The organism is Amycolatopsis deserti, from assembly GCF_014653945.1.
Lineage (GTDB): Bacteria > Actinomycetota > Actinomycetes > Mycobacteriales > Pseudonocardiaceae > Amycolatopsis_E > Amycolatopsis_E deserti.
Genome location: NZ_BNAU01000001.1, coordinates 802892 through 815586, shown reverse-complemented (window position 1 = coordinate 815586; position 12695 = coordinate 802892). Strand labels below are relative to the sequence as shown.

Annotated in this window: 13 protein-coding genes; 10 read left to right on the top strand and 3 right to left on the bottom strand. The window is 68.0% G+C overall.

The window, feature by feature from the left end; translation table 11 throughout:
- Positions 1–13: 13 nt before the first annotated feature.
- The gene (gene ligM / locus IE290_RS03865; RefSeq protein ID WP_191243086.1) at positions 14–1417 is read left to right on the top strand and encodes a vanillate/3-O-methylgallate O-demethylase; all 1404 of its coding nucleotides are present in this window, start codon (positions 14–16) and stop codon (positions 1415–1417) included.
- Between the two features lie 204 nt (positions 1418–1621).
- On the top strand, positions 1622–2362 hold the full coding sequence (locus IE290_RS03860; RefSeq protein ID WP_191243085.1) for an SDR family NAD(P)-dependent oxidoreductase: 741 nt from the start codon (positions 1622–1624) through the stop codon (positions 2360–2362).
- A 154-nt stretch (positions 2363–2516) separates the two neighbouring features.
- On the opposite strand, the gene IE290_RS03855 is transcribed toward IE290_RS03860, so the two are convergent.
- The 3 genes from IE290_RS03855 to IE290_RS03845 form a co-directional block, all read right to left on the bottom strand.
- A complete protein-coding gene (locus IE290_RS03855; protein ID WP_191243084.1) occupies positions 2517–2711 on the bottom strand; it encodes a hypothetical protein in 195 nt (64 codons plus the stop codon).
- Between the two features lie 54 nt (positions 2712–2765).
- Positions 2766–2951, bottom strand: coding sequence for a hypothetical protein (locus tag IE290_RS38380; protein ID WP_308431322.1), 186 nt, complete (start codon positions 2949–2951; stop codon positions 2766–2768).
- 218 nt (positions 2952–3169) lie between these two features.
- Positions 3170–4345, bottom strand: coding sequence for a PucR family transcriptional regulator (locus IE290_RS03845; RefSeq protein WP_191243082.1), 1176 nt, complete (start codon positions 4343–4345; stop codon positions 3170–3172).
- Between the two features lie 360 nt (positions 4346–4705).
- On the opposite strand from IE290_RS03845, the gene IE290_RS03840 reads away from it, so the two are divergent.
- The 8 genes from IE290_RS03840 (at position 4706) to IE290_RS03815 (ending at position 12638) form a co-directional block, all read left to right on the top strand.
- On the top strand, positions 4706–5968 hold the full coding sequence (locus IE290_RS03840; protein ID WP_191243081.1) for an MFS transporter: 1263 nt from the start codon (positions 4706–4708) through the stop codon (positions 5966–5968).
- 37 nt (positions 5969–6005) lie between these two features.
- Positions 6006–6128: a hypothetical protein gene (locus IE290_RS38170; RefSeq protein WP_268246307.1), complete on the top strand. Its 123-nt coding sequence runs from the start codon at positions 6006–6008 to the stop codon at positions 6126–6128.
- Between the two features lie 9 nt (positions 6129–6137).
- Entirely contained in the window at positions 6138–7667 is a 1530-nt protein-coding gene (locus IE290_RS03835; RefSeq protein WP_191243080.1) for a class I adenylate-forming enzyme family protein, read from the top strand.
- The gene (locus tag IE290_RS03830; protein ID WP_191243079.1) at positions 7664–9196 is read left to right on the top strand and encodes a carboxylesterase/lipase family protein; all 1533 of its coding nucleotides are present in this window, start codon (positions 7664–7666) and stop codon (positions 9194–9196) included. Before IE290_RS03835 ends, IE290_RS03830 begins: the two co-directional genes overlap by 4 nt.
- 36 nt (positions 9197–9232) lie before the next feature.
- Entirely contained in the window at positions 9233–10183 is a 951-nt protein-coding gene (locus IE290_RS03825) for a fumarylacetoacetate hydrolase family protein (RefSeq protein ID WP_191243078.1), read from the top strand.
- A gap of 25 nt (positions 10184–10208) precedes the next feature.
- Complete coding sequence (locus IE290_RS37670; protein WP_229874123.1) at positions 10209–10826, top strand: nuclear transport factor 2 family protein; 618 nt, start codon at positions 10209–10211, stop codon at positions 10824–10826.
- 161 nt (positions 10827–10987) lie between these two features.
- A complete protein-coding gene (locus IE290_RS03820; protein ID WP_308431321.1) occupies positions 10988–12217 on the top strand; it encodes a thiolase family protein in 1230 nt (409 codons plus the stop codon).
- Positions 12218–12371: 154 nt separating this feature from the next.
- Positions 12372–12638 (top strand): hypothetical protein, encoded by a 267-nt coding sequence (locus IE290_RS03815; RefSeq protein ID WP_229874121.1) that lies wholly within the window; start codon positions 12372–12374, stop codon positions 12636–12638.
- The last annotated feature ends 57 nt before the right edge of the window (positions 12639–12695 follow it).

The window sequence follows — 12695 nt, the reverse complement described above, 5'->3', positions numbered from 1 at the left end:
GAACGGAAATCTCATGTCCCCCAAAAACCTGCAGGAAGTCCTCGACGCCGCGCCGAGCACCGTCGACCTGCTGCGCAACTCCCAGCTGGGCGCCTACATCTACCCCGTCGTGCCGAGCGAGTTCACCAACTTCCGCCGTGAGGTCACCGCCTGGCGCGAGACCGCGGTGCTGTTCGACCAGAGCCACCACATGGTCAACCTGTTCATCTCCGGCCCGGACGCGCTCAAGCTCATCTCCGACACCGGCATCAACAGCGTCGCCAAGTTCGAGGTCAACACCGCCAAGCAGTTCGTGCCCGTCTCCCCCGAAGGCGGCGTGATCGGCGACGGCATCCTGTTCCGTGAGGCCGAGGAGGAGTTCACCTTCGTCGGCCGCGCGCCGGTCGCCAACTGGCTCACCTACCAGGCCACCCGCGGCTACAACGTGGACTTGCGCCTGGACCAGCGCTCCCCGTCCCGTCCGTACGGCAAGCAGGTGACCCGGGACCTGTGGCGGTTCCAGATCCAGGGCCCGCACGCGTGGGAGGTCATCGAGAAGGTCAACGGCGGCCCGGTCGAGCAGGTCAAGTTCTTCCGCATGGGCTACATGAACATCGCCGGCGAGCAGGTCCGTACCCTGCGCCACGGCATGGCCGGCGCTCCCGGGCTGGAGATCTGGGGACCCTACGAGTCCTACGACCGCATTCGCGACGCGATCCTGGAAGCCGGCCGCGAGTTCGGCCTGGAACCCGCCGGTGCCCGCGCGTACTCGTGCAACACCTTGGAGTCCGGCTGGATTCCGTCGCCGCTGCCGGCCGTGTACACGAGTGAGGAGCTGCGGCCGTACCGCGAGTGGCTGCCCGCCGACAGCTACGAAGCCACCAACGCGCTCGCCGGCAGCTTCGTCTCCGACGACATCCGCGACTACTACCTCAACCCCTGGGAGCTCGGCTACGGGTCGTTCGTGAAGTTCGACCACGACTTCATCGGCCGCGACGCCCTCGCCGCCATCGACCCGGACACCCAGCGCCGCAAGGTCACCCTCGCCTGGAACGTCGAGGACATCGGGAAGCTGCTGGCCAACCCGGTCGACAAGGACGGCCCGGTCTACCAGTTCTTCGACCTGCCCAACGCCAACTACGGGTCCTCCAACTTCGACTCGATCATCGACGCGGACGGAAACGTGGTCGGGCTGTCGCTGTTCACCGGCTACAGCGCCAACGAACGCACCGCCCTGTCGCTGGCCACCATCAACCCGGACGTCCCACTGGGCGCCGAGGTTCGCGTCGTCTGGGGCGAGCCGGACGGTGGCAGCCGCAAGACCACCGTCCAGCCGCACGAGCAGTTCGCCGTCCGGGCGATCGTGAGCCCGGCCCCGTACTCGGTCATGGCTCGCGAGACCTACCAGGCCGGATGGCGCACCGCGGTCACGGTCTGACAGTTCAGACCGCGGGCCGCCGCGTGGTGGCGGCGGCCCTGCCGGCCGGGTGACATCCGCAAGCGCCCTCATCGTCACCCGGCCGGCACCCTTCCGCGCCGTCGGCCTCGGTATCGAACCCACGGCGTCCCCTCGGCCTGGGTATGAACTCTTCGGCGGCGCCCACTCCGCGACAACGGCCCGCACATCACGGTAGGAGGATCAATGACGGCTGAGCTCCGGCTGGCGGGCAGGACCGCGATCGTCACCGGCGCGGCAGGCGGACTGGGCAGGGCCATCGCCCACCGGCTGGCGTCCGAAGGGGCCGCGGTAGCCGCTCTCGATCTGGAACGGGCGGACGACTTGCTCCCGCCACGGGTCACGCCGTGGATCTGCGACGTCACCGATCCGACCGCCGTCGCCGACACCGCAGCCGAGGTCGCGGCGCGCACGGGCGGGATCGACATCCTCGTCAACAACGCCGGGTTGCTCTCCGGCCGAACGAGCTTGCTCCAAGCGACGCCGGACGAACTCCACCGCTACTTCGACGTCAACGCCGTCGGCACCCTGCTCATGGTGCAGGCCTGCTTCCCCCACCTCCGCGACAGCGACCACCGCGGACGGATCATCAACGTCGCCTCGCGCACCTTTTTCACCGGCGGCCCCGGCCAGCTCGCCTACGTCGCCAGCAAGGGCGCGTTGATCGGCATGACCCGCGTGATGGCGCGCGAGCTCGGCGAACACCGCATCACCGTCAACGCGGTCATGCCGGCGCAGGTCGCGACCCCTGGTACACGTGCTCACTCCGATGACGCGGTCTTCGCGCGCACCATGGCGCAGCAAGCCATTCAGGAATACGTCACGCCCGACGACTTCGCCGGCCTCGTCGCGTTCCTCGCCTCCCCCGACGCCGCCCTGATGACCGGCCAATGCCTCGTCCACGACGGCGGCGGCCTCCTGCACTGACCCACCCCACACGACGAGAGACCGACCCACGCGACGCCTCTCGACCTGTCCATGAACTCAAGTCCACCCCTGACACAGACGCGACCAAGCGCGCACCTGACGCCTCTGCCGCCTGGATGGTGTTGCAGTAACCCACAGTCGGCCACGTGAACGTTCACTTCCCACCGGTGTATCTACCCAGCAAACCGGGCCGTAACTGCCAAGATGGCTCTGCGTCGGCACGACTCCAGGAGAAGCCCTCGGTGGTGCTGTCGTCGTGGTGGGCGGCGCTCGACATGCTCTTGACGTCGTGGTAAATCGCAGCCCAGCGCTGCTCCTGGGTGCGCTGGGCTGCGAGGGTGTCGGCCACGCTCTTTGATCCCGGGGGGTCGGCGTAGGGAGGATATGGCGGGCCGCCATCCGCCTACTCGGCGCTTGTCTCGGCGGGCAACTTGACTGCTCTGGTGCGTGCTTGGTCAACGACTCCGGCCCAGCACTGATCGGCGACGGCCTGCAGGTCGATCGCCGCGTGGCGGCGGGTGTCTCCGTGTTCTTCGAGCAAGTCGTCGGAGTGCACGACCGCGATCGGGTCGTACTCGGCGTAGACCAACCGGGCACCCCAGGCTTGACTTCGTCGGCGACCTCGTGTGCGTGCCGCATCGTTGGCATAGCCCGATCCGATGTCGATGAACTGGGGCGATGCCCTTCCCGATGCGATACCGGACCATGCGGTGCAGGAACACCCGGTTGGCCTTGGCGATCTGACGCAGTTCGGGAGATTCGCCGGGGACGGCGTCGCCGAAGTCGCGATCGAAGGTCCAGGACGCGTCACCCTCGAGGATCTTTCGACCCGGCTTCCCACGACGACCGTTGCAGAGCCCACCACGCTTCGAACGCGACCGCGTCGAGGCTGAGGTCGCGCCCAGTCATCGTCTCGAACTTGTGAAGCCGGTAGCGCAGCGTGTTCGGGTGGACGCAGAGTCGCGTCGCGGCGTCGCGCACGTTGCGGTTCGCCGCGAGATAGGCCGTGACCGATTCCCGCAGCTGCTTGCCTCCGTCTGTTTCGGACTCCGTGGGCGCTATGTAGCGCTCCACCAGCAACGCACCGACGTCGTCGGCTGATGCCACGGCCAGCCGTAGAGACAGCCTCTCCGCTGTCAGCAAGCCCGACATGCCGAACGCCAGCCCCACGTCGAGGACCTGGCTGGCGCGCCGGAAGGAGATCGGGAGGTCGGCCAGTTCGACGGCCGGACCGACAGCCACCGCCAGCCGCTCGGGAATCACGGGCGGAGTCGCGACGACACCGGCGACGTCCCCCTCGAAGATGCCGATCAAGGAGGGCGCACGGCGAGTCGTCCTGGCCACGAGTTCGGTCATGGTGCGCAGCCCCTGCTCCGCGGTGGCCCTGGCGCGCAAGGTGACGTAGGAGATGCCGACCGGAAGTCCGTATGTAGCGCACAGGGCGTGGTGATTCGGCCCGGTGGCACCGGTGAGCAGGGCGTGGAGGAAGTTGAACCGCTGCCGCTCATCATGGCGGGCGAGGTTGAGTTCCTCGTCGCGATGCTCCGCGGCCAGCCGCAACGTCACGACATCCGTCACTTCCCACAGTGCATTCACACCACGCAGAGTCTCGGCGCTGTCCAACCCGAACTCCACGGCCCACCGGGTGAAGTAGGTGCGCAAGATGCTGATGGACAGTCGGTAGGCGTGCAGCGCGTTCTCGATCGGCACTCCCGAGCGGACACGCTCGCGGACGATCCAGGCCTCCTCGATCATGTCGTCCTCGCCCGGTCCCCTGCCCTCACGCAGAGCCCTGGCGACGCGCGCGTGGTTGCGCAGAGCCGACTGCACGAGTGACTCGTGGGGGACCAGCCGGTAGTCCGCGATCCTGCGATGGACAGCGTCCGCTGTTTCCGCCGCGATAGCCGCGGCGTGGTCGGACATCGTCTGCAGCACCCGCTCCAAGACGGGGTTCAGCAAGGCCTTGTTGTCTGGGTCCTGCACTTCGATGCGCCTCTCCTGTCGGTCGTGTGCCGAGGGCAGCCTCAGGGGGCGACTGTGGATACGACTTGGTCGCGACGCCCAATCGAGAACGAATTCTAGCACTCAACAGCGCGGTTCATCGTTCGATGTTTGTACGCGCGGACAATTCGGCGGGCTGACTGTTTGGCCGACGGGACGTTGTCGTCGCCCCCCTGCCGAGAGCAGAGTGACGGTCATCGCGCCGTACCCCGGAGCAGTCCGGGAGCCGGCGGCACACCAGTCGAACCGCCCACATCGTGGTGGACAGGAGGCATCGTCGTGGACGCTTCTTCGCCATCGACCCCGCCAGCCGTTGTCAGCACGGCGACTCACAACCGGGCGGTGCAGCGACGGGCGACCGTCGGTGCAGTCGTCGGCAACTTCGTCGAGTGGTACGACTTCTTCGTCTACGGCTCACTCGCCGCGGTGATCGGACCGCTCTTCTTCCCCGCCGCGGATCCTACGACCTCGCTGCTCACGGCCTTCGCCGTCTACGGCGCCGCGTTCGTCGCCCGGCCGATCGGCGCGCTGGTGTTCGGCAACCTCGGCGACCGCATCGGCCGCCGGACCACGCTGTCCGCGGTGATCCTGGTGATGTCGGGGGCCTCGTTCCTGATCGGACTGCTGCCGACCTACGCCGCTGCCGGACCCCTCGCCGCGGTCCTGCTGGTCGCGCTTCGCCTCATCCAGGGCTTCTCCGCCGGCGGTGAATTCGGTGGGGCCGCCTCATTCGTCGTCGAGTACGCGCCACCGAACCGGCGTGGCCTCTACGGATCCTGGATCACCGTGGGCTTCGGCGCCGGCCTGGCCTTCGGAGCGATCGTCGGGGCCACGGTCTCGTCGATCTTGAGCCCGGAGCAGATGTCGAGCTGGGGCTGGCGGATCCCATTCCTGGTGGCGCTGCCCCTCGGTTTCATCGGGCTCTACCTGCGCCTCCGGCTGGAGGAGACGCCCCACTTCGAGGCGGTGAAGTCCGAGCGGAAGGACGTGCGGACCCCGATCCTGTTCGTGATCCGCACGTATCCGAGGGAGATCGTCGTCGGGCTCGGCGTCCTGGTCGCGTCGTCCCTGCCCACCTACATCTTCTACGTCTACGTGCCGTCCTACCTCGCGGTCACCAAGACCACCACACTGCGCGAGGCTCTGACGCTCACCGTGATCAGCCTGCTGGTCTATGTGGCGTTGCTGCCGATCATGGGCAGGCTGTCCGACTCCGTCGGACGCAGGCCGATGCTCATCGGCGGTGCGGCCGCCCAGATCGTCGTCGGCTACCCATGCTTCTGGTTGCTCAACCAGCACAGCTTCGGGCTGGCACTGACCGCGTTCGTGCTGTTCGCCGTGGCCGCGGCACCGCTGAACTCCCAGCTGGCCGTGTTCTCCTCCGAAATGTTTCCGACCGTCGTGCGCTACGGCGGCGTCTCGATCATCTACACCTTCGCCAACATGGTCTTCGGCGGCGGCACCCCGTTGTTGATGACGTGGCTGACCGCCGCCACCCGCAACCCGATCGTGCCGGGTTACTTCATCGTGGGCGCGGGCGTCATCTCCCTGCTGTCGGCCCTGGCGCTGCGAGAGACCTATCGCAAGCCTCTCGCCGACGCCTGACCCACGCGAATCCCCCTGATCCAGAAGGAGGCCCTCGATGACCACCACTGATTCCACCTGCTGCCACCCCGACGCGACTGACTGCCACTGGTCCTCCAACGGCAACGCGCACGAGTTCGCCGGCCGGGTCGCTGCCCGCGAGCGCAACCGGAACCGGTAGGAGCGCGCCGTGACGATACTGCCCTTCGGCGACCGCGGGCTCGGCGCCATCCTGCTCGACCAGGCCGAACGAACTCCCGACGCCCCTTTCCTGCTGTTCGAGAGCGACGGCTCCACAACGACCTACACCTACGCCGAGACGGTCGCGCTCGCCCGCCGGGGGCAGTCCGTGCTCGCCGGGGCCGGCGTCCGGAGTGGCGAACGCTTCGCGATCGCCACCCGCAACCGCCCCGAGTTCTTCGCCTGCTGGTTCGGGGCTGCGTTGAGCGGTTCGGTCATCGTTCCGGTGAATCCGGGTAGCACCGCCGACGAGCTGGACTTCGTCGTCGGACATGCGGACTGCCGGATGGTCGTCCTGGAACAGGACGCCGACGATCTCGCGGAGACCGCGACTCTCGCGGGTGTCCCGATCATCCGCACCGGAGCCGACTTCGACGGACGCTCCGGCGACGAGGTCACCGCTGAGCCTGTCGACCCGCGGAACCCACTGTCCATCATGTACACGTCCGGGAGCACCAGCCGCCCGAAGGGAGTGGTCGTCACTCACGCCAACTACCTGCACGCCGGCACGGTGATCGCCGAAAACCTGCGGATGCGGCCCGCGGACCGATGGCTCGTGGTGCTGCCCGTCTTCCACGCCAACGCCCAGTACTACTCGGTGATGTCGAGCCTGGTCACCGGAGCCTCAGCCGCGGTGATGGAAAGGTTCTCGGCGTCTCGCTGGGCGGCGCAGGCGCGCCGCCACAAAGCGACCCTGGGCAGCCTCTTCGCCGCACCCATGCGCATGATCCTCTCTCAGCCCCGGGACCCGGCCGACGCGGACAACGATCTGCGCGAGGTGTGTTTCGCGCAGAACCTCACTCCCGACGAGCTCAAGGAGTTCGAGGAGCGCTACGCGACCGGGCTGCTGCAGATGTACGGGATGACCGAGACCATCGCGCCCCCGACAATGAATCCGCTCGACCGGCGCAGGGACAACGCGACGATAGGCACGCCGCTGAGCGGGAGCCGCCTGCGCGTGGTGACCGAAGACGGTGTCGACGCCGCTGTGGGCGAGGTGGGCGAGTTGCTCGTCGGCGGCGAGCCGGGAATCACGCTGATGGCGGGCTACCACGACAACCCCGAGGCCACGAACGCGATGATCCGCGACGGCTGGCTGCACACCGGCGACATCGTGCGTGTGGAACAGGACGGGTTCCTCCGGTTCCACGACCGCGCGCGAGACGTGATCAAGCGTGGCGGGGAGGTCGTCGCCGCCGCCGAGGTGGAACGGGTGGTCGAGACACATCCCGCCGTCGCCGAGTCCGCGGCCGTCGGCATTCCGGACGACATGCTCGACGAAGCGTTCAAGGTGGTCGTAGCCTTACGACCGGGACACGCGGTCACCGAGGCCGAGCTGCTCGAGCACTGCCGAACACATCTCGCGTCGTTCAAGGTGCCCTCGGTCGTGGAGTTCGTCGACGCGCTGCCCCGCACGTCGGTCGGGAAGGTCCGCAAGGGCCTGCTCCGCGCCAATGTCCTGACGGAGCCGCAACCATGACGGCCCTCGGCGCGAGCGTCCTCACGACCGGTTCCGGGAAGCTGACGGGACTCCTCGAACCGGACGGAAGCCATCTGTTCGACGCGATACCGTACGCCGCCCCACCGGTCGGCAAGCTGAGGTTCGCGCCGCCCGCGCCCCCACTGCCCTGGTCCGGCGTCCGGCCGGTCTCAGGACCGGGGCCGGCGGCGCCCCAGCGGCAGACGTTCGCGGTCGTCGGCGAGGTCTACCGCTCCAGGCTGCCGCAAAGCGAGGACTGTCTCACCCTGTCCGTGCGGACCCCCTCCCCCGGCCGGTCCGGGCTGCCGGTGTTCGTGTGGATCCACGGTGGCGGGTTCGCCCTCGGGTCCGGCGGCGACCCCCTCTACCGCGGTGGCGGGCTGAGCCGGCACGGCCTGGTCGAGGTCAACGTCAACTACCGGCTCGGGGCGCTCGGATTCGCCGCAGTGGCCGAGCCCTCCGCAGCAGGCTCGGCCAACGCCGCTCTGCTCGATATCATCGCATCCCTGCGTTGGGTGCGTGAGGAGATCACCGCCTTCGGCGGAGACCCCGACAACGTCACCCTGGCCGGTCACTCGGCGGGAGCGATGATCGTGGCGTGCCTGCTCGCCTCGCCGCATGCGCGCGGCCTGGTGCACAGGGCGGTCATCGGCTCCCCGGGTGCGCCCTACGCGGTGTCGTGGGACTCCGCGGTGGAGGTGACCCGTCGGATGGCCGACGGGCTCGGGATTCCCCGCGACTCGCTCGAGGCGCTTCGCGCCGCCCCCCTGAGCAGCCTGCTGGACGCGCAGACCCAGCTCAGCGACGAGGCCTTCGCGGGCTCCATGCGAGAGTTCTTCGACGGAGCGTCCATGGCTTTCAACCCGGTCGTCGACGGCGACGTCCTCCCGGAAGATCCGCTCAGCGCGCTCGCCCGGGGCGCCGCCGCGGACATACCGCTGCTCGTGGGCAACACACGCGACGAAGCCGTTCTGCACCTCGAGACGGCCATCGCAGCGGCTGCACACGATCCCGCCCTGGCCCAAGGGTTGCTCGCTGGCGTTCTGGAGCGCTTCGGGCCGCTCGGCCCCGCCATCGAGTCGACCTACCGTCGGCTTTACCCGCAGGCGCCGAACGAACGACTCGCCGCCGCCGTCCTGGGCGATGCCGCGCTGCGCTACCCGGCCTTCGCGCTTGCCCGCGCGGCCGCGGACCATTCCCCCGTCTTCTGCTACCGCTTCGACCAGCCCACGATCCGCGACGGCCAGCCGATCGGCGCGGTGCACGGAGCCGAGCTGCCGTACCTGTTCGACACCGGCGACACAGAGGCGGGCCAGCACCTGGCCGGCGAGGTCGACGTCGCCCTCGCCGAGCAGATGCGGGCGGCATGGGCCGCATTCGCCACGAACGGACGCCCCCGGCCACCCCAGGGCGAGTGGCCGCGCCACAGTGCCCGACAGCCCCAGACGCTGGCCATATCCACCAGCGGCTTCTCACCTGTGACCGAACCGCCGGAGCCACTCGCCGGGCTCTGGCTCGGCGCGGCCTGACCGGGCCGCACCCGATTCCCACGACCGGAGGTACACATGCGCTGGGCCACATTCGCGACAGAGACCGGAGAACGAGTCGGCGCCGTCGACGGCGGCACAATCCACGCCCTGCCGCCCGGCGAGACCCTGCTCGACCATCTGCGAAAGGGGACACTGCCCGCCACTCTGGACGAGGCCGCAGGCCGAAGCACCGACACCGTCGCGCTGAATGACGTGCGGCTCCTCGCCCCGATCCCTCGCCCTCCGTCGATGCGGGACTCCCTGTGCTACCTGCAGCACATGCGCAACGCCATGGCGGCACGCGGCGTCACCGAGGACCTACCCGACATCTGGTACGACATCCCCGCCTTCTACTTCGCCGGACCCGCCAGCGTCGTCGGCCCCTACGACGACGTGACCATCGCCCCGGGGAGCACCTGGTTCGACTTCGAGCTGGAGATCGCCGCCGTGATCGGCGGCACCGGCCGCGACCTCGCACCCCACCAGGCCCAGGAGCTGATCGCCGGGTACACGCTCTACTGCGACTGGAGCGCCCGTGACCTGCAGGCACTCGACCGCGGGCTCGGCATCGGACAGGCCAAGGGCAAGGACGCGGGCACCACCCTCGGCCCCTTTCTGGTGACCCCGGACGAGCTGCCCGACCACGCCTTCGATTCGCCTTTCGACATCGAGGTGAAGGCCTCGGTCAACGGCGTACTGGTCGGCAGCGGCACCACCGGAAAGATGGACTGGACCTACGGCGAGGTGCTGTCCTACGCCTCCCGCGGCATCCCCCTCGAGCCGGGCGACGTGATCGCGACCGGCACGATCCCGACCTGCACCTTGCTCGAACACTTCAACGCGCTCGAACCCGACGCGCCCACGTTTCCTGGCTGGCTCGCCCCCGGTGACGTCGTCGAACTGACCGCCGAGGGGATCGGGACCACCAGACAGCGGGTCGTCGCAGGCGCCGATCCCTGGCCACTCGCCCCGCGCCCCCGAGCCTGACCCACACCGAAAGGAGACACAGCACATGACCGACATCGAGGGACGCCTCGCCACACTCGAGGCAGAGGTCACCGAGCTCCGCGACCGCGAGTCGATTCGAGACGTACTGCACCGCTACTGCCGGGGCGTGGACCGACTCGACACCGAGATCATGAAATCCTGCTACCACGAGGACGCCTACGACACCCACTGGTTCGCCAACGGCCCGGCCCACCCCTTCAGCGACTGGGTCATCACCGAAGTCCTGCCGCATGCCCGCACCACCGTGCACTCCATCTCGAACCCGATCATCGAGCTGAAGGGCTCGCGAGCCTTCGTCGAGAGCCACGTGCACGTGCTCCACGAGATCGTCGAGCCCGGCGTCGAGCCTGAGAAGGAGGTCATCCACCAGCTCACCGAGTGCCGCTATCTCGATCTGTTCGAGAAGCGCGACGGCGAATGGAAAATCTTCTACCGGCACGTCGTCCGAGACAACCTGCAGAACTTCCGGGTGCCCGCCGACGACCCGATCAGCGTGCCCGAGGCCAGCGGCCGACGCGACAAGAGCGACCCCGTCTACACCGGTTTCGACCTCCTCTCCCGGCGGCCCGACGACGTGAGAATCAACTTCTTCGAGCCCTGGCTTGCCGGATCGTCCGACTGAGCGAGGACGGGCACGGTCTCTGGTCGAGGCGACCGATCGCCGATGTCGCTGTGGTGCGGGCACACACGGGGTGCGCGATCAGCGCCCGGCAGTATTGCGGACTTGCGTGTGTGGCCCGCGCCTATCGAGCTCGTCGTCGCAACAAATGGAAAGGCTATTGCGTGGCACAACGTGTATGGGTTGCGGGCGTGGGCATGACACCGTTCGGCATCCACCGTGACAAAACCAATTACGACCTGGCCCGGTGGGCTGTCAGCGATGCACTGGCCGATGCAGGCCCAGGCGCCGGCGCCCAGGTCATCGACGTGGCGTTCTTCGCCTCGACCACGAACGGCATCCTGCACGATCAGGGCATGATCTCCGGGGAGATCGCGCTGCGCGAGATCGGCATCCAGCGAGTGCCCATACACAACGTCGAAAATGCCTGTGCAACAGGAGCATCGGCGTTGAATATGGCCGCGACGTTCATCCGGGCTGGCGACGCCGACGTGGCACTCGCGGTGGGCACCGAGAAGATGCACATCGACGACTCTCCGCGGACGATGGCTTTGTTCGACTCCGGTTACGACAAATCGAACCCTCAGCTTCTCGACGAGACGCTCCGCCAGCTCGGCGGAGAAGTCGAGAACGCCGATGTCGGAACTCGATCCATCTTCATGGACATCTACGCGGCAATGGCGCGTCAGCACATGCGGCTGTACGGAACGACAGCGGCGCAGATCGCGGCAGTGGCGTCGAAGAACCACCTGCACGCGGTCGACAATGAGCGCGCACACTACCGCAAACCGATGTCGGTCGAGGACGTGCTCGCGGCGCGAAGGCTGTCACACCCCCTGACGGTGCCAATGTGCGCGCCGGTCACCGACGGTGCTGCCGCCGTGGTCCTGTGCAGCGCCGAAGGCCTTCGCAGGTTGCGCAGCGAACGGCCCGTCGAGGTTCTGGCCTCGGTCGTCGGCACAGGCACCGACCGCGACATCACCCGATTCGACGGGCACATCAGCCAACTGGTCTCGGCCGAAGCCTATGAGCGAGCCGGGGTCTCACCAAGTGAGATCGACGTTGCCGAGGTCCACGACGCGACAGCGTTCGCCGAGGTCCTGCAGACCGAGATGTTGGGCCTCGTACCTCCAGGGGAAGGTGGCGTGGCAGCGGAACGGGGAGACACCACCCTGGGAGGACGGATCCCGGTCAATCCCTCGGGAGGGCTGGAGTCGAAGGGGCATCCGATCGGCGCCACCGGGCTGGCCCAGGTGTTCGAACTCACCGAGCAACTTCGCGGCGAATCCGGTGCCCGACAGGTCGACGGAGCGCGATTGGCTTTGGCGGAGAACGGTGGTGGATTCCACCGCGGTGAGGAAGCGGTGACATCGATCGTCATCCTGGGAAGGTGATAGCGAGATGACCGGCCGGTCGGGATCGGCACCCGCATGGTGTGCTGCACGGGCAGCGCGGTCAACGACATGTGATTCCCCCTGGCGTATCTGACAAGGTCGCGGTTGGTGGCTGGGATGCTGCTGGTCGTGTGGCGGTTTGAGTTGCTCTCGGATGAGCGCGTGGCGGGATGTGCCGGCGGTGTTCGGGCCGTGGCAGACGATCTGGAGCTGGCACCGTCAGCTGGCCCGGGAAGGCACCTGGGATGTGGTGCTGCAGCGGCTCCAGGCCTTCGCGGACGCGGCGGGGCTGATCGACTGGTCGGTCTCGGTCTACTCCAGCATCGCGCGGGCGCATCAGCACGCCACGAACATCACCCGCCACACAGGGGGCCGGATCGAACTACACGAAACCCGGAATGACACGCCTTGGCCAAGGTAGGCGCCGAGCCGTCCTTCCCCGCAAGTTAGGCGGGACGACAGGTTGGGAGTCGCCGCC

Coding starts and splice junctions, on each gene's coding strand:
- IE290_RS03830 (WP_191243079.1), top strand. CDS start 7,664: ATGACGGCCCTCGGCGCGAGCGTCCTCACGACCGGTTCCGGGAAGCTG.
- IE290_RS03860 (WP_191243085.1), top strand. CDS start 1,622: ATGACGGCTGAGCTCCGGCTGGCGGGCAGGACCGCGATCGTCACCGGC.
- ligM (WP_191243086.1), top strand. CDS start 14: ATGTCCCCCAAAAACCTGCAGGAAGTCCTCGACGCCGCGCCGAGCACC.
- IE290_RS37670 (WP_229874123.1), top strand. CDS start 10,209: ATGACCGACATCGAGGGACGCCTCGCCACACTCGAGGCAGAGGTCACC.
- IE290_RS03825 (WP_191243078.1), top strand. CDS start 9,233: ATGCGCTGGGCCACATTCGCGACAGAGACCGGAGAACGAGTCGGCGCC.
- IE290_RS03815 (WP_229874121.1), top strand. CDS start 12,372: ATGAGCGCGTGGCGGGATGTGCCGGCGGTGTTCGGGCCGTGGCAGACG.
- IE290_RS38170 (WP_268246307.1), top strand. CDS start 6,006: ATGACCACCACTGATTCCACCTGCTGCCACCCCGACGCGACTGACTGC.